The following is a 14,618-nucleotide window of genomic DNA, read 5'->3' as shown; positions in this document are numbered from 1 at the left end:
CGCGTGTTATTTTTCTAACATTTTCTGGCAAAAGTCTCCGATGCATCAAGGAGCCGCATAAGGAACCGCAACATGAACCCACGACGAGCCGAGCGCCTGGCCCGCCTGCAGCAGGCGTTGGCCGCAGGCGGCACCATGCGCCTATCGGACGCGGCGAGGCACTGCCACGTCTCGGAAATGACCATCCGCCGCGACGTGGCAGCCAGCAACGGCGCCCTCGTCTTCTTCGGCGGGCGGCTGGTGATGGCCGATAACCCCCAGTACGCGCCGGTCTACAATCTGGACAAGGAGCTGGATAGCCATTCCCAGGCCAAGCACCGGCTCTGCGAGCAAGCCGTGCTGTTCATCGAGGAGGGGACACCCTGTTCATCGACTGCGGCACGACGCTGATGCCGCTGACCGGCCTGCTGGCGGGCATCCGCGAGCTGACGGTGGTGACCTATGCCTTGAATGTCGCCAATGCGGTGAGCCGGCTGCCCGGTGTGCGGCTGATCCTGCTCGGCGGCCTCTACCACGCCGTTTCCCAGACCTTCTCCGGCGATGACATGCCCGATGCGATTCACCGCCTGGGTATCAACAAGGCGTTCCTGTCGGCAGCGGGGGTGCATGCCGAGCGTGGCGTGAGCTGCTTTCACTTCCATGAAGTCGCGCCCAAGCAGGCCGCCATCGCCTCTGCGGCACAGCGCCTGCTGGTGGTGGACGACAGCAAGATCGGCGTGATTCGTCCTGCCTACTTCGCCGGACTGGAGGACTTCGACATGGTGATCACCGGCAAGGATGCACCGCTCGCGGCCCCTGCCGGAGAGAGCGGCCGCGTATCATTGCGGCATGACCCCTCGATTCAACCACACTTGGACCAGCCGCAGCCGGCATAGCAGGTGGGGCAGCCGTCCATCATGATCAGCTCGCCGCGGCACTCGGGGCAGTGGCCCACCACGGTGGGGCCGTCGCCCTTGTCGCTGGCCGCGTCGCCGCCGATGGCCGAGACGGCACCCGCGGGCGCGGCCTCTTCCTCATGGGCCGGCGGCTGCCAGGCGTGGCCGTGGGTCAGGCGGTGAGCGTAGCGGCTGACCAGCTCTTCCACCGGCACCTGGTTGCCGTCCTGGTCGAGGAAGCCGCGGCGGTAGAGGATCTGCTGGATCGACCAGGCGATGGCGGCGACCTCGGAGTCGTGGAACATCGGCTTGCCCAGCGGTTCATGCCGCAGCGTACCAGGCCCTTGTCCCAGGCCACCTTGCGCAGATCGGCCACCGCCTGGGTGACGTAGCCGCCGCGGGCGGCCAGCGACAGGCTGCGCATGGTGGCAGTGATCCACTGGTGCTCGCTGGAGAGCTGGCCGGAGGGGAAGAAGAACTCCACCGGCCGCTCGATCACCACCCGCTTGCCGTCGAGCACGCCCTCCACGGGCATGAAGGAGACCAGCAGGTAGACCTTCTTGCGGCCCTCGGCGCCGACGTAGGAGATCTTCTCGGAGACCGCCTCCAGGGTGCCCTCCGGGCGCGAGGGAATGCGCACCGTGAGCGGGTTCTCGTCGGCCAGGGGGGCTTGCTCCTCCACGGCCTTCTTGACGCTGTAGGAGACGATCTTGGAATTGATTTCGACGGCCATCACGGGGCTCCTGCGGAAAGTTGTGCGTTGACGCTTGGGTGACGGCCGCTCACGACCGTCACGAGCGAAGGCGAGGCAAGGCGCAGGCTTTCGAGGAAGCGGAGTTTACGAGCCGTAAATGAGCATTCCGAGAAAGACTGCAACACCGCCTCGGCGAGCGCAGTAGGTCGTGAGTTACCACTTGCCATAGGTGCCTTCCTTCAACGCATCATAGAGGTTCGCCGCATTGTGCTCCTCGCCGTCATAGATCACCTTCTCGTCGCCGGCAAGCTCCACGGTCTCGCCGTTCTCCAGCTCAAAGACGTAAGTGGTGTTCTTGAGGTCGTCTTCGCGGACCAGCACGCCCTGGAAGGCCTCCGGGTTGAAGCGGAAGGTGGTGCAGCCCTTGAGCTTGCTCTCGTAGGCGTCCAGGTAGAGGTCCTTGAACGCCTCGAAGGGGAACTCGGTGGGCACGTTGACCGTCTTGGAGATCGCCGAGTCCACCCACACCTGGGCGGCGGCCTGTACCGCCACGTGCTGCTTGGGCGTTACCGCATCGGCGGTGATGAAGTAGTCGGGCAGGTCGCTCTCCACGGCCTCGCTGGCGATGAAGTGCCGGTAAGCCGCCAGCTCGAAGGAGCACACCTCGACCTGCTCCTTGGTCTTCTTGCCCGCCTGGATGACGTTGCGGAAGTAGCGGTGCGAGAACGACGGCTCGATACCGTTCGAGGCGTTATTGCCCAGTGACAGCGAGATAGTGCCGGTGGGCGCGATCGAGCTGTGGTGGGTGAAGCGCGCGCCGTGCTCGGCGAGCGCGGCGACCAGCTCCGGCTCCACCTCGGCGACCTTCTGCATGTAGCGGCTGTAGCGGGCGTGCAGGATGCGCCCCGGCACCTTGTCGCCCACCTCGTAACCGTCCTTGGCAAGCTCGGGCCGCTCGCGCAGCATCCTGGGCGTGATCTCGAAATCCTCGGCGAGGATCGGTGCCATGCCCTTCTCGCGGGAGAGTTCCAGCGCCTGCTTCCAGCCTTCGATGGCCAGGTTGCGGCTGACCTCCTCGGTGAAGGCCAGCGACTCGGCGGAGCCGTAGGGGATCTTGAGCATGGTCAGGGTCGAGCCCAGGCCCAGAAAGCCCATGCCGTGGCGGCGCTTGGCCTCGATCTCGCGGCGCTGCCCCTCGAGCGGCAGGCCGCTGATCTCCACCACGTTGTCCAGCATGCGGGTGAAGATCGCCACCACCTTGCGATAGCGCTCCCAGTCGAAGCGCGGCTTCTTGCCGAAGGGGTCGATGACGAAGCGGGTCAGGTTGACCGAGCCCAGCAGGCAGGCGCCCTCGGGAGGAAGCGGCTGCTCACCGCAGGGATTGGTCGCCCGGATCTCCTCGCAGAACCAGTTGTTGTTCATGCGGTTGACCTGATCGATCAGGATGAAGCCCGGCTCGGCGAAGTCGTAGGTCGAACGCATGATGGTGTCCCACAGCTCGCGCGCCTTGATCACCTCGACGATGCGGCAGGCGACGCGCCCCTCGGCGTCAACGGTGTAGCCCTCCTCGATCACCGGCCAGTCGCGGTAGATCAGGTCCTCCGGCTTGACGTCGTCCTTCTCGCCCGCATGCAGCGGGAAGGCCAGCGGCCAGTCGCTGTCGTTCTTCACCGCCTCCACGAACTCGTCGGTGATCAGCAGCGAGAGGTTGAACTGGCGCAGCCGGCCGGCCTCGCGCTTGGCCTCGATGAAGGCGCGCACGTCGGGATGGCCGACGTCGAAGGTGCCCATCTGGGCGCCGCGTCGCCCGCCGGCTGAGGCCACCGTGAAGCACATCTTGTCGTAGATATCCATGAACGCCAGCGGGCCGTTGGTGCCGGCCCCGGCGCCGAACACGAAGGCGCCCTTGTGGCGCAGGGTGGAGAACTCATAGCCGATGCCGCAGCCCGCCTTGAGGGTCATGCCGGCGTCCACCACCGACGAGAGGATATCGTGCATGGAGTCGCGGATGGTGCGCGACACCGTGCAGTTGATCAGGCTCACCGCCGGCTTGTAGTCCTCGGCGCCGGCGTTGGACATGATGCGCCCGGCGGGAATGGCGCCGTTCTCCAGCGCCCAGCGGAACTTGGGCAGCCACTCATCGGCCTTGCCGCCCTCCACCGCCGCCAGGGCCCGGGCCACCCGCTCCCAGGTGGCCGCCACGTCCTTGTCCACGGGCCGCCCGTGACGATCCTTGAGACGATACTTGGCGTCCCAGATATCGCGAGAGGGCACCTGCAGCGGCACCTCGTTGGATGACTTGACGGCCTTGGTGGTTGTGCTCATGAAGAGGCTCCGACAGTTCCTTGGATAGGGGCAGGGTCAATCGTTGCGGCGCGCCATGCGCTCCAGCCGCACCAGCCAGTCGCCGAACCGGCCCTGGGCCAGGCCCTCCTCGCGGCTGTCGAGGAGGTTCTTGACCATCAGGCCAAGCTCGGTGTCACCCTCGATCAGCAGCCGGCGCTGGAAGAACAGCGCATCGGGGTCCTCGCGGCGCGTCGCCAGGCAGAGAAACTCCCGCCAGCCCCCGCGAATGGTCGCCTCGCCGGCCTCGCGGGTGAGCACCAGGCGCTGATCCTGGAGACTCAGCGTCAAGACGACGCCCAGGTCTTCCACGTTGAGGGTGATACGCCGCCCCTCTAGGGCGTCGAACTCACCCTCGGCGAGGGGCTCGGCGAAGGTACGGTTGAGCAGCGGCTCGACCACGCGCTGCTTGATCGGCAGTGGCACGCGGGGGTCAATGGCGCGAATCAGCTGGGTCGGGGCGGGTGGACGCGGCAGGAATGACAACGGCAACAGGGACATCGCTACTCTCCATGGGATCGAGCCGGTGGAATCGCATGCGGCCACGGCAGGCCGACGAACCGATCATCCTAGGCGCGATGGCGGCCGCCTGCACTGATATGCGTCAAGCTCATGCCACTGCCCCGACCGGGGCCTGCGTACCATATATAGTCCAGATTCGATGATCAAGCACCATATCTGGATAAAAAATTGGCTCTCCCCCTTGCGTTCCGATAACTCTTTGATCCCCAAGCGGCGGACACGATCCCTATCTCAACGATTCGGCCATGACACCATCCCCTCCACGAACACGGCGCCCCGCAGGGCGCCGTGTTCGCGTGATCCCAAGGGCCGTCACACCGTACGCGAGTAGCGGTTCTCCTCGGGCTTGAGGTAGGCGTCGAAGGTCATGGCCATGTTGCGCATCATCAAACGCCCCGCGGGCAGCACTTCGAGCTCGTCCTCGCGGATCGCCAACAGGCCGTCGTCGGCCATCTCCTCGAGCGCCCCGAGGGCGTCGGCGAAGTAGTCGCGAAAGGCGATCCCGTGGCGGGCCTCGATATCGGCGAAGTCCACCCGCCCGTGGCACATCAGGGCGTTGATCACGTCGCGACGCAGGCGGTCATCGTCATTGAGTCGGTAGCCGCGCATCACCGGCAGCCGGCCGGCCTCGAGCCGCGCCTGGTACTGGGCGGTCTCCTTGACGTTCTGGCTGTAGCTGTCGCCCACCTTGCCGATGGAGGTGTTGCCGAGCCCGATCATGTCGCAATCGGCATGGGTGGAGTAGCCCTGGAAGTTGCGCTGCAGGGTGCCGTTCTCGCGGGCCAGGCTGAGCTCGTCCTCGGGCAGGGCGAAGTGGTCCATGCCGATATAGACATAGCCCGCCTCGGTGAGACGCCGAATGGTCAGCTCGAGCAGTTCCATCTTGCGCTCCGGCGGCGGCATGTCCTCCGGGCGGATCAACCGCTGGGCCTTGAACAGGTCGGGCAGATGCGCATAGCTGTAGGTGGCGATACGATCCGGACGCAGGGCGATGATCTTGTCCAGGGTGGCATCGAAGCTGGCCACGGTCTGCAGCGGCAGGCCGTAGATCAGATCGACGCTGACCGAGGCAAAGCCGGCCTCGCGGGCCGCCTGCACCAGCTCCACCACCTGCTCCTCGCTCTGGATGCGGTTGACCGCCTTCTGCACGGCCTCGTCGAAGTCCTGGACACCGAAGCTGAGCCGGTTGAACCCCAGATCGTGCAGCTCATGGATCTGCTCGGGAGTGACCGTGCGCGGGTCCACCTCCAGGGAGAACTCGCGCTCGGCGGGGGGCGCAAAGTGAAAGGCCGCGTCCAGCGCCGCCATCAGCTCGCCCAGCTGAGCATTGCTCAGGTAGGTGGGCGTACCGCCGCCCAGGTGCAGCTGGGTCATGCGCCGCGAATCGTCGAACAGCGCCCCCTGGACCTCGATCTCCCGCTTCAACCAGGTCAGGTACTCGGCGGCGCGCTCGGTGTTGTGGGTGATGATCTTGTTGCAGGCGCAGTAGTAGCACAGGCTCTTGCAGAACGGGATATGCACGTAGACCGAGAGCGGCTTGGGCGTCTCGGCACGGTTGCTGCGCTCGGCGGCGGCGCGATAGTCGTCCTCGGCGAAGGCGGTATGGAACTGCGGCGCCGTGGGATAGGAGGTATAGCGCGGCCCCGGGCGGTCGTACTTCTCCACCAGGGGGCGGTTGAACAGCAGGGTGTCTTGCATGATCGGAAACAGCCTCTTGAAAGGGGGCATGGAGCGGGCCATCGCCTCATGCCGTCAGTATGCCATTGGCGGCCGGCCGCGTCGTCAGGGGCAGGTCGGACCCTTGCCCAGGGTCAAGTCTATCGGGGCCGCCCGGCCGGCAGCCGCGCCAGCCAGTGCCACAGCCGCCACGCCACCAGCAGCCAGGCCAGGCTCCAGGCCGCGGCCGACCCCCACAGCACCACCAGCCAGGCGCTGCCCGTCTCCAGCACCCACAGCCGCAGCAGGGCCGCCAGGGCAAACAACGCCGCCAGCGGCACCAGGCTCCACTCCGACTCGGGGCGCCCCTTGGCGCGCAGGATCACCTGGCGCAGCATGATGGCGCTGGCCAGGGTGCCCAGGGCCCCGATGGTGAAGGCGTGCAGCGAGGTGCTGGCGTGGGCCGGCAGCCACCAGGTGCGCGCCAGCAGCAGCAGCCCGATGCCCAGCCAGCCGTAGCCGAGCATCAGCACCAGCAGATCCCGCCGCTCCCGACACAGCGCCGGCCGCCAGCGGCGGATCCGCCACAGCACCAGCAGCCCGGCGGCCGCCACCAGCAGCGCGGCCAGCGGCTGCAGCGGGGGCCACAGCATGATGAAGGGGGCCAACCCCAGCAGCACGATCAGTGCCGCCTCGATAGGCGGCTGCACGCCGCCGCCAGCGACGCCGTGACGCTGCATCAGATGACCGTTGACCGCCGGGGCGATCACCCGGCCGCCCATGAAGGTCATCAGCAGCACCAGCCACAGCACGCTCTGGTGCATCAGCGGGTCGGTGGTGGGCATCCCCTCCAGATAGCGCCAGGTGAGGGTCACCACCGCCAGCAGGCAGATCAGCCCCAGCAGCGGTGACAAGAGCCGATTGCGCCACTTCTTGGCCGCAAGGAAACGCGGCACCAGCAGTGCCGCCACCCACAGGGCGAAGGCGCCATCCGCCAGGCTCGCCAGGAAGCTGCCCGGCCACTCCAGCACCCCCAGGCGCCCCACCAGCCAGAGCCCCACCAGACCGATAAGGCGATGGCGCGGCAGTGGACCGAGCAGGTAGCCGGCGATCACCGCCAGGGCAAACCCGAACAGCAGCTCCCGGGCATGGGCGGCGGGCGAGGCCAAATGCGGCAGGAGATCCAGCGAGTGATAGAGGGAGAGCAGCGACAGCGGCACCATCAGCGCCGCGTGCAGCGCTGCCAGGGGGAAGAGCCAGCGCCAGGCCGGCAGGCTGGGCCCGCGCGGACCGCGACGATCGGGGGGGACGCCCGCGCGGGCTTTACATCGACGCCAAACATGCATATAAAATACTACTTAGAGGAGTCGCTGCCAATCCGTGAGGTCCGCATGATGTCCATGGTGTCACGAATGGCCTGGCGCTGCCTGGCCTACGGCTGTATCGGCCTGGGCACCGCCGGCCTGGTGGTACCGCTGCTGCCCACCACGCCCTTTCTGCTGGTGGCCGCCTGGGCGGCCCCGAAGGGATCGCCGCGCCTGGCCCGCTGGCTGTGGGAGCATCCCCGGCTGGGGCCCACGCTGCACGCCTGGCAGAGTCAGCGCGCCGTGCCCCGCCGCGCCAAGCGTCTCGCGGCGGGCCTGCTGGTGCTCAGCTGGCTGGTGCTGTGGCTGGGTGGGGCGCCGGCGCCGGCGCTGGGGCTGACCGCGGTAATCTTCTGCTGCGTGGCCACCTTCGTGCTGACGCGACCGGATGTCGCACCCTGCCACGCCCGCTGTAGTAACCGGTGATAAGATATACCGCTTTTATTCACGTTTTTGACGCAAATCAAACGCCGGGGGACTACCGAGTAACCTTATGCATCTAACTCGCTACACCGACTACGCCCTGCGCGTGCTGATCTTCCTCGCCGTCAAGGGCGATGAGCGGGCGACCATCACCGAGATCGCCGACAGCTTCGGAGTGTCTCGCAACCACCTGATGAAGGTGGTCCAGGACCTCAGCCACCGCGGCTATATCACCACCATTCGCGGCAAGAACGGCGGCTTGCTGCTCAACCGCCCCGCAGAGGAGGTGAGCCTGGGCGAGCTGGTGCGGGACACCGAGAGCGAACTCGGCCTGGTGGAGTGCTTTCGCGACCACAACGAGTGCATCATTACCCCGGCCTGCCGGCTCAAGCCGATTCTCAATGAGGCCCTCGGCGCCTTCATGGCCGTCCTGGACCGCTATACGCTGGCGGATATGCTCGGCCGCCGCCAGCCTCAGCTGGTCAAGCTGCTGAAGATCCAGAGCGATGGACGTGAACCTCCTTCGTCTCCACCGGCCTAACCTTTGCCCTGCCCTTGGGCGCGATTCTTGTCTACCATGATGTGATCATGGAAATATTTCCCAACCTGGCCTACTGCCCCACCGGGGCCAGGCCAACCCGTGACTAGCACGACCAGGAGAACCTTGATGAACAAACTGACCACTGCCCTGTTGACCGGTGCTGCCGCCCTCGCCTTCACCGCCGCTGCCCAGGCCGAGCCCGACGGTGAAGCCATCTACAACCAGGCCTGCATGGCCTGCCACATGACCGGCGCCGCCGGCGCCCCGATCAAGGGCGACGAGGCCGCCTGGGCCCCGCGCCTGGAGCAGGGCATGGATGTCATGTACGAGCACTCCATCGAGGGCTTCCAGGCCATGCCGGCGCGCGGCGGCCACCCCAGCCTGAGCGACGAAGAAGTCAAGGCCGCCGTCGACTTCATGCTGGAGCCGGTGCTCTAAGTCGGCAAGCCCCTGAGCACGCATCGCCCCCGGCCGGTTGCTCCGGCCGGGGCGATACGTTTACGCCTATTCTCGAGACACCCAGAGCGCTGCTACATGCTGCGCTCGATGTGCGAGCGAGCCAGCTGGTTGATCACCGCCACGTCGACCTCTTCATAGTCGAGCAGCAGGCCGTCGTGCTCCTCGATGAAGGCGCGCGCCTCCGCCTCGCTGCCAAAAGAGGCCAGCGTTGGCCCCATGGCCCCCATCAGCGGCTGCTCAGTGACATAGAAGGCCACGTCGGCTCCGATATAGGCATCGTCGGCCGGGGACTCCCAGTCGGTAGTGCCCATGTCATGGACGAAGGCCTGCTGCAGCTGAGGCACCGAGTCCGGCTGCAGCAGCCAGACGAACATGTCGGAGGTGGAACAGAACTTGAGCACTCGCCCATCGCGCAGGCAGGCCTGCGCCTTGGGACCAGGATGCTCGGCAATGAACATCCCGCATACGGCACACTCATCGCCTGACTCGATGGGGAGCGGCCCGCAGGCCACGGCCTCGCTCTCTTCGCTGCCGCAGCCGGCCAGCCCAGCGAGCGAGACACCGCCCAGCACGATGATGAACTTCCTACGCGTCAACATGACATAACTCCTTGGACGTCACGCCTCACGGCTGCGGAAGACCCACAGGGCCAGACTCAGGGGACGACCACCCAGGCGAGCATCGCACCGATCAGCATCGCCGGATGGAAGGCCGCATCGGCGCCGATGGAGGCCAGGCCGGCCTGGGTCCGCGCCGCCTCGAAGAAGGTCAGGTTGACGATGCGGAAGATGTCCGTGGGGTTGAGCAGCAGCAGGTAGTGGAAGAGCCCCTCGCTGACCTGGCCCCCGGTGCCGACCAGCAGGCCCAGCAGCGCCAGGTCGAAGACGATGACGAACAGGAACCAGACCACCAGGGCGATGCCCGCCGCACGGGACTTCTCGGCCACGTTGACGCTGATCAGGTAGGCGAAGCCGATGAAGGCCCAGCCCAGCAGCATTGCCGAGAGAATGAACAGGGCCAGGGCGGCCACCAGTTCGCCGAGGTTCTCCACGCTGCCGAAGGCGGCGATAACCACCCCGGCCACGCCGAAACCGACCAGGGTGGAGACCCCGAGAATGGCCGCATGGCCCAGGAACTTGCCGGCCAGGATCTCGACCCGGCTGATGGGATAGGTGAGCAGCAGCAGCAGGGTACCCTGCTCGTCCTCGCCAACGATGCTGTCATAGGCCAGCATCAGGGCGATCAGCGGGATCAGGAAGACCGCCAGGCTCGACAGGCTGACGATGGTGGTCGACACCCGGGTGAAGCCCACCTGACCGGAGGCCGCGGCACCGAAGTAGGCCAGCCCGATGGCCAGCAGCCCGAACACCAGGGTAATGGCCAGCACCCAGCGGTTGCGCAGGCCGTCGCGAAACTCCTTGCCGGCGACTATCAGCAGATTGTTCATACGGTAACGCCCTCCGGGCCGACGTTGGCTGACATAGTGACCTCTTCCACCGCGGTGTTGCGACGCACGGTGCCGTCGAAGTGGGCGTAGAGCGACTCCAGCGTCGGCGGTTCGAGGTCGATATCCTCGACCTGGCCGTCAGTCAGCAGGGCGCGCAGCACTTCGACCTTGGCCCGCGTGGGCACCGCCAGCTCGAGCCGCCCCAGGCTGCCCTGGTCGACACGAACGCCGAAGGCCTGCAGCCGCTCGGCCACGGCGTCCGGCGTCAGAGCGGTGCGCAGGCGCATCACCAGCGGCAGGTTGGCGGCCTCACGCAGCTCGTCGATGCTGCCCGAGGCCAGCATACGGCCCTGGCCGAGAATCGCCGCCCGGTCGATATGCCGCTCGACCCCCGGCAGCACATGGGAGCAGAGGATCACGCTGACGCCACGGCCGCGCAGCTCATCGACCATCGCATAGAAATCGCGTGTCGCCATGGGGTCGAGCCCCACGGTCGGCTCATCGAGCAGCATCAGGCGCGGCTCGCCGATCAATGCCTGGGCAAGGCCCAGGCGCTGGCGCATGCCCTTGGAGTAGGTCTTCACCCGGCGATGCATGGCGTGGGTCAGGCCGACCCGCTCCAGCAGAGTGTCGACGACGCCGTGACCGACGCGCTTGAGCTTGGCGAAGTAGCGCAACACCTCGCGGCCGCTGAGCTGCTCGTAGAACTGCACGTTCTCGGGCAGATAGCCCAACCGCAGCCGCAGGTCGTTGGCCTCGGCGCCGCTCGGGTCATGGCCGAACACCCGCAGCTCGCCGCTGCTGGGCCGAATCAGGCCGAGGATCAGCTTCATCGACGTGGACTTGCCGGCACCATTGTGGCCCATCAGGCCCAGCACTTCGCCTTCGCCCAGGCGCAGGCTGACGTCGTTGAGGGCGGCCAGCTTGCCGAAACGCTTGCCGACGGATGCCATCTCGATTACGGGGTGAGTCATTGCAGGGCCTCCGCCATCCAGTCGGGTAGGGTCATGAGGGGGTGGCTGTCCTTGACGCCGGGCGGACGCAGGATCGGAAACTCGCGCTGTACCCAGCGCAGCACCTGAACCGCCGGGCTGTTCATCAGGATCTTGGCCATCGGGTAGGTCCAGATCAGCCGGTCCACCGAATCATTGGGTTCATAGGGGATGTCGCCGATACCGTCGCCGCTGAGATCCCAGCCCAGGTAGTCGCTCCAGTAGTTGCCGCGGCCGTCATGGGACCACTCCTGCTCGCGCAGGGCCACGTACTTGACCTGGCTCTCGTTGCCGACGAAGGCATTGCCGTGAAACTCGTTGTCCTCGGAGCCGGCGGTCATATGAATGCCGATCTCGGTGCGGGCAAACAGGTTGTCGCGAATCTCGTTGAACAGCGAATTATAGACGAACAGCGCCTTGCCCTCGGCGCCGCTGATGGCGTGGCCGTCGGGTGCCGCCGCCACGCCCCCCGCTGGGCTTCGATGGCGATGTTCTCGGCGATCACCGAGTCGACGATGAAGTTGAGCAGAAAGCCGTAGTTCTGATCGCGGATCGAGCGGTTGCCGACCACCTCGAGCTGGCGCGACTGCATCAGCGCGTAGCCGAGCCGATTGTTGCGGGTCTCGTTGTCGCGCACCTCGTTGGCGTGCGAGAACATGTAATGTACGCCATAGCGCTGATCGCGCAGCAGATTACCGATCAGGCGATTGTGGTTGCTGACATCGATATAGATGCCGTCCCGGGCCTCCCAGATCTCGTTGCCGATGATCTCGGCACCGGTGACGTTGAAGAGCTGCAGGCCGTTGCCGCGGTCCTGGGAGCGCAGGGAGGCGTCGCCGCTGATGCGGTTGCCTTCCACCCGCACATCGGCTGGCGCATCCAGCCAGATACCGAAGCCGCGGGCTTCGATACGATTGTTCTCGATGACGGCGCCCGTGGCAGAATCGGCCACGAAGATGCCGCTGTCTATCTCGGTCAGATTGGCCCCGTCGTTGCGGATATGCAGGCCCGATACCGTGGTTGCCGGCGCCATCACGCTCAGCACGCTGCCGCGGCCCTGACCGTCCAGAATCGCCCCTTCCTCACCGACCAATTCGATGGTGGTCTCGACAACGAAGTTACCCTCGTAGAGGCCCGGCATCAGGCGCACCCGATCACCGGTTTGTGCCGAATCCAGCACCTCTTGCAGCGACTGCTCGCCCGGCACGACGAGACGCTCGGCGGCGAAGCCCAGCGCCGGAAACAGCATCAGCAAGAGCAGGAAAAGCCATGTCGAACGCATATGACTCTCGGTTGGAGATAAAGAGAGGAGGGAGGGGGTCGGCGTTGCCGCCGACCCCGGAGGGGCTTACGCCGGCTCGACGAGCAGGCGACCGACCATCTCCATGTGCAGCGCGTGGCAGAACCAGTTGCAGTAGTACCAGAACACCCCGGGCTTGTCTGCCGTGAAGGTGATCGAGGCGGTCTGCATCGGGCTGATCTCCATGCTCACGCCGTGATCCACCACGCAGAAGCCGTGGGAGAGATCCTCGACGCGGTCCAGGTTGGTGATGGTCACCGTGACCTCGTTGCCCTGCTTGACGGGAATTTCGGTGATCCCGAAGTTCGGCGCCACCGAGGTCATGTAGACCCGCACCTTGTTGCCGTCACGAATGATGGTGTTGTCGGTCTCGACGTTGACACCGTCCGCCTCGGCCATGGCAATGGTTTCGGCGAAGTAGGGATCGTCGCGCTCCCAGATCTGCTTGGTCTGGATCTGGTCGCGGCGGATGATCACCGCATCGTGGGGCTCGGCGAAGGTGGGCGTGTCGTGCACCAGCTTCATTTCCTCGCCGGAGATGTCGATCATCTGATCGTTTTCCGGGTGCAGCGGGCCCACCGGCAGGTAGCGGTCCTTGGAGAACTTGTTCAGAGAGAACAGCCACTTGCCGTCGGCATCCTTGGACTCTGCCAGGGTTGCATGGTTGTGGCCCGGCTGGTAGTGGACATCCAGCTTCTGGCGGATGTACTCGACGTCCTCGCCGTTGTAGTTGCGCACGGCGTCTTCCATGTTCCACTTCACCACCTGGCTGTCGATGAACACCGTGGTGTAGGCGTTGCCGCGGCCGTCGTAGGTGGTGTGGAGCGGCCCCAGGCCGATTTCCGGCTCGGCGGCAATGACGTCGCGCTCGTCGTCCAGATTGCCCTCGAAGAGGTCGTCGAGCTTGGCGATTTCGATCATCGACACGGTGGGCGAGAGCTTGCCGGCGGCAATGAAGTACTTGCCATCGGTGGACGTATTGAGCCCGTGGGGGTTCTTGGGCACCGGCACGTAGCGGGTAACGTTGAGGTCGGAGCTCTTGCGGCCGTCGACCACCGGCACGTCGGAGTCGCCGATGGTCATGTAGTTGCCGTCGGCCACCGCCTGCTCGATACGCTCGATGCTGAACACGGTTACCCAGTCGCGGTCGGCGCGCATCTTGCCCGCCAGGTCCACAGCGCCCTCGGAGTTGTAGCAGGTCGCCGCGGCGTACTTGCCGGTGTAGTCGGCGTCCATATTGTCCAGGTTGCCGTCTACCATCACCTGCCACTTCACCTCCATGGTGTCGGCATCGATGGCATTCCACAGGGTGTAGTACTTCGACGGGTCGTTGATGTCCCGCCCGTCGTTGGGCTGGGGAATCATGTACTCGCCGTTGGCGAACACATAGCCGGTGCGCGGCGCCTTCTGCAGACGCAGGCCGTGGATCGCCTGGACGTTGGGCACGGTGACCATCTTGTCGGTCTTGAAGACATCAAGACGAATCCGCGCCACGCGGGTGTTGGCCTTGTCGTTGATGAACAGGTAGCGGCCGTCGTGGCTGCCATCGGTGTAGCTGACGTGAGGGTGGTGGGCGTCGCCGTTGGTGAAGCGATGGCTGTCGCCCATGATGCGCTTGGATTCTTCGGTCATGCCCCAGCCGGAGGCCGAGCAGTGGTTGAACACCGGAATCCGCATGATCTCGCGCATGGAGGGCACGCCGTAGACGCGCACTTCACCACTGTGGCCGCCGCTCCAGAAGCCGTAGTACTCGTCCAGTTCACCCGGCGGCACGTGGATGTCGGCGCCGCCATTGCTGGCCGCCTGGGCCGGCTGGCTGCGGGTCAGGGCACCCACGCCCGCCACGCCGGTGACACCGGCCATGCCGGCCGCACCGACCATGGCGCTACCCGCCAGGAAGCGACGACGCCCCTGGTTGACCGAAGCGCCTTCGGGCGAGCCGGTGGGCTTGTCGTCCTTATGGTTGTCGCTCATGACACTACCTCCGTTTCATTATGTCGAG

General features: G+C 65.9%; 15 protein-coding genes and 1 pseudogene. 5 read left to right on the top strand and 11 right to left on the bottom strand.

Annotated features, from left to right (window positions below):
• Positions 1-72 precede the first annotated feature (72 nt).
• Positions 73-390: a DeoR family transcriptional regulator gene (locus ACSJDS_RS02590; protein ID WP_473031986.1), complete on the top strand. Its 318-nt coding sequence runs from the start codon at positions 73-75 to the stop codon at positions 388-390.
• Positions 390-875 (top strand): DeoR/GlpR family DNA-binding transcription regulator, encoded by a 486-nt coding sequence (locus tag ACSJDS_RS02585; protein WP_473031985.1) that lies wholly within the window; start codon positions 390-392, stop codon positions 873-875. The genes ACSJDS_RS02590 and ACSJDS_RS02585 overlap by 1 nt, the downstream gene beginning before the upstream one ends.
• On the opposite strand, the pseudogene ACSJDS_RS02580 reads toward ACSJDS_RS02585, so the two are convergent.
• From ACSJDS_RS02580 to ACSJDS_RS02560, 5 genes and pseudogenes are all read right to left on the bottom strand, one after another.
• Positions 842-1,608, bottom strand: a pseudogene (locus ACSJDS_RS02580) (ribonucleoside-diphosphate reductase). The gene ACSJDS_RS02585 and the pseudogene ACSJDS_RS02580 sit on opposite strands and share 34 nt — an antisense overlap.
• 174 nt (positions 1,609-1,782) lie before the next feature.
• Positions 1,783-3,894 carry an adenosylcobalamin-dependent ribonucleoside-diphosphate reductase gene (locus ACSJDS_RS02575; RefSeq protein ID WP_473031984.1) on the bottom strand — a complete coding sequence of 704 codons (2,112 nt, stop codon included), beginning with the start codon at positions 3,892-3,894 and terminating at the stop codon, positions 1,783-1,785.
• Positions 3,895-3,930: 36 nt separating this feature from the next.
• Positions 3,931-4,413, bottom strand: coding sequence for a ubiquinone anaerobic biosynthesis accessory factor UbiT (gene ubiT, locus ACSJDS_RS02570; protein WP_473031983.1), 483 nt, complete (start codon positions 4,411-4,413; stop codon positions 3,931-3,933).
• Between the two features lie 333 nt (positions 4,414-4,746).
• Positions 4,747-6,132, bottom strand: a complete 1,386-nt coding sequence (gene hemN, locus ACSJDS_RS02565) for an oxygen-independent coproporphyrinogen III oxidase (RefSeq protein ID WP_473031982.1) — start codon at positions 6,130-6,132, stop codon at positions 4,747-4,749.
• Between the two features lie 119 nt (positions 6,133-6,251).
• Positions 6,252-7,436 carry an NnrS family protein gene (locus tag ACSJDS_RS02560; protein WP_473031981.1) on the bottom strand — a complete coding sequence of 395 codons (1,185 nt, stop codon included), beginning with the start codon at positions 7,434-7,436 and terminating at the stop codon, positions 6,252-6,254.
• Positions 7,437-7,481: 45 nt separating this feature from the next.
• Here ACSJDS_RS02560 and ACSJDS_RS02555 point away from each other — a divergent pair, with 45 nt between their 5' ends.
• The 3 genes from ACSJDS_RS02555 (at position 7,482) to ACSJDS_RS02545 (ending at position 8,856) form a co-directional block, all read left to right on the top strand.
• Complete coding sequence (locus ACSJDS_RS02555; RefSeq protein ID WP_473031980.1) at positions 7,482-7,880, top strand: YbaN family protein; 399 nt, start codon at positions 7,482-7,484, stop codon at positions 7,878-7,880.
• Positions 7,881-7,947: 67 nt separating this feature from the next.
• A complete protein-coding gene (locus ACSJDS_RS02550; RefSeq protein WP_473031979.1) occupies positions 7,948-8,418 on the top strand; it encodes an Rrf2 family transcriptional regulator in 471 nt (156 codons plus the stop codon).
• 126 nt (positions 8,419-8,544) lie between these two features.
• The gene (locus tag ACSJDS_RS02545) at positions 8,545-8,856 is read left to right on the top strand and encodes a c-type cytochrome (protein WP_473031978.1); all 312 of its coding nucleotides are present in this window, start codon (positions 8,545-8,547) and stop codon (positions 8,854-8,856) included.
• A gap of 92 nt (positions 8,857-8,948) precedes the next feature.
• Here the strand turns inward: ACSJDS_RS02545 and ACSJDS_RS02540 are convergent, their stop codons facing one another.
• From ACSJDS_RS02540 to nosZ, 6 genes are all read right to left on the bottom strand, one after another.
• Complete coding sequence (locus ACSJDS_RS02540; RefSeq protein ID WP_473031977.1) at positions 8,949-9,476, bottom strand: nitrous oxide reductase accessory protein NosL; 528 nt, start codon at positions 9,474-9,476, stop codon at positions 8,949-8,951.
• A gap of 56 nt (positions 9,477-9,532) precedes the next feature.
• The gene (locus ACSJDS_RS02535; RefSeq protein ID WP_473031976.1) at positions 9,533-10,324 is read right to left on the bottom strand and encodes an ABC transporter permease; all 792 of its coding nucleotides are present in this window, start codon (positions 10,322-10,324) and stop codon (positions 9,533-9,535) included.
• Positions 10,321-11,298 (bottom strand): ABC transporter ATP-binding protein, encoded by a 978-nt coding sequence (locus tag ACSJDS_RS02530; RefSeq protein WP_473031975.1) that lies wholly within the window; start codon positions 11,296-11,298, stop codon positions 10,321-10,323. The genes ACSJDS_RS02535 and ACSJDS_RS02530 overlap by 4 nt, the downstream gene beginning before the upstream one ends.
• Complete coding sequence (locus tag ACSJDS_RS02525) at positions 11,295-11,699, bottom strand: NosD domain-containing protein (RefSeq protein WP_473034959.1); 405 nt, start codon at positions 11,697-11,699, stop codon at positions 11,295-11,297. The genes ACSJDS_RS02530 and ACSJDS_RS02525 overlap by 4 nt, the downstream gene beginning before the upstream one ends.
• Positions 11,654-12,598 (bottom strand): NosD domain-containing protein, encoded by a 945-nt coding sequence (locus tag ACSJDS_RS02520; protein ID WP_473031974.1) that lies wholly within the window; start codon positions 12,596-12,598, stop codon positions 11,654-11,656. Before ACSJDS_RS02520 ends, ACSJDS_RS02525 begins: the two co-directional genes overlap by 46 nt.
• A gap of 66 nt (positions 12,599-12,664) precedes the next feature.
• Positions 12,665-14,590, bottom strand: coding sequence for a TAT-dependent nitrous-oxide reductase (nosZ, locus tag ACSJDS_RS02515; protein ID WP_473031973.1), 1,926 nt, complete (start codon positions 14,588-14,590; stop codon positions 12,665-12,667).
• Between the last annotated feature and the right edge of the window lie 28 nt (positions 14,591-14,618).

Source organism: Halomonas sp. SL18_1, from assembly GCF_055755715.1.
Note: the sequence above shows the minus strand (reverse complement) of the source record. Positions and strands in the feature narration are given on the sequence as shown.

Excerpts from the sequence above, each read along its gene's own strand:
- ACSJDS_RS02590 (WP_473031986.1), top strand. The coding sequence starts at position 73 with ATGAACCCACGACGAGCCGAGCGCCTGGCCCGCCTGCAGCAGGCGTTG.
- hemN (WP_473031982.1), bottom strand. The coding sequence starts at position 6,132 with ATGCAAGACACCCTGCTGTTCAACCGCCCCCTGGTGGAGAAGTACGAC.
- ACSJDS_RS02520 (WP_473031974.1), bottom strand. The coding sequence starts at position 12,598 with ATGCGTTCGACATGGCTTTTCCTGCTCTTGCTGATGCTGTTTCCGGCG.
- ACSJDS_RS02530 (WP_473031975.1), bottom strand. The coding sequence starts at position 11,298 with ATGACTCACCCCGTAATCGAGATGGCATCCGTCGGCAAGCGTTTCGGC.
- ACSJDS_RS02560 (WP_473031981.1), bottom strand. The coding sequence starts at position 7,436 with ATGCATGTTTGGCGTCGATGTAAAGCCCGCGCGGGCGTCCCCCCCGAT.
- ACSJDS_RS02535 (WP_473031976.1), bottom strand. The coding sequence starts at position 10,324 with ATGAACAATCTGCTGATAGTCGCCGGCAAGGAGTTTCGCGACGGCCTG.
- ACSJDS_RS02555 (WP_473031980.1), top strand. The coding sequence starts at position 7,482 with ATGATGTCCATGGTGTCACGAATGGCCTGGCGCTGCCTGGCCTACGGC.
- ACSJDS_RS02575 (WP_473031984.1), bottom strand. The coding sequence starts at position 3,894 with ATGAGCACAACCACCAAGGCCGTCAAGTCATCCAACGAGGTGCCGCTG.
- nosZ (WP_473031973.1), bottom strand. The coding sequence starts at position 14,590 with ATGAGCGACAACCATAAGGACGACAAGCCCACCGGCTCGCCCGAAGGC.
- ACSJDS_RS02550 (WP_473031979.1), top strand. The coding sequence starts at position 7,948 with ATGCATCTAACTCGCTACACCGACTACGCCCTGCGCGTGCTGATCTTC.
- ACSJDS_RS02585 (WP_473031985.1), top strand. The coding sequence starts at position 390 with ATGCCGCTGACCGGCCTGCTGGCGGGCATCCGCGAGCTGACGGTGGTG.
- ACSJDS_RS02540 (WP_473031977.1), bottom strand. The coding sequence starts at position 9,476 with ATGTTGACGCGTAGGAAGTTCATCATCGTGCTGGGCGGTGTCTCGCTC.
- ubiT (WP_473031983.1), bottom strand. The coding sequence starts at position 4,413 with ATGTCCCTGTTGCCGTTGTCATTCCTGCCGCGTCCACCCGCCCCGACC.
- ACSJDS_RS02545 (WP_473031978.1), top strand. The coding sequence starts at position 8,545 with ATGAACAAACTGACCACTGCCCTGTTGACCGGTGCTGCCGCCCTCGCC.